Source organism: Corynebacterium sp. HMSC056E09 (genome assembly GCF_001813425.1).
Lineage (GTDB): Bacteria > Actinomycetota > Actinomycetes > Mycobacteriales > Mycobacteriaceae > Corynebacterium > Corynebacterium hesseae.
This window is the reverse complement of the sequence record NZ_KV812512.1, coordinates 1-387: the sequence shown is the minus strand read 5'-3', so window position 1 is coordinate 387 and position 387 is coordinate 1. Positions and strand designations below refer to the sequence as shown.

Sequence of the window (387 nt, the reverse complement as noted above, 5' to 3'; positions counted from 1 at the left end):
ACGTTCCTGATGGGCTGGTGTTTCACGCTGACCGCGGAACTCAATTTACCAGTGAGAAGCTCTGGGAGGTGTGCCGCAGCCTAGGCATTGCTCAGTCTGTGGGGCGTACCGGCGTGTGCTTCGATAACGCGATGGCCGAGTCGTTCTGGTCGACGCTTAAAACCGAATTCTATGACCGTAAGCATTGGGCGACCCGTGATGCCGCGCGTAAGGCTGTTGCCTACTGGATTGAAGTCGTCTACAACCGCCGGCGCCGGCACTCCGCACTCGGGATGGTCAGCCCCGTCGACTTCGAGAACCACGCCGGCTCAATCAACAGCAGAAAAGAAATAGCTGCCTAACCACTAGGTAGCTCCACTACGTGTCCACGATTTGCGGGCAACCCCA

At 57.9% G+C, this 387-nt stretch carries 1 protein-coding gene; it reads left to right on the top strand.

The features are described from left to right. On the top strand, nucleotides 1–341 hold a 341-nt coding region (locus HMPREF2912_RS09345; protein WP_148139417.1), incomplete at its 5' end, for an integrase core domain-containing protein. Nucleotides 342–387 lie beyond the last annotated feature (46 nt).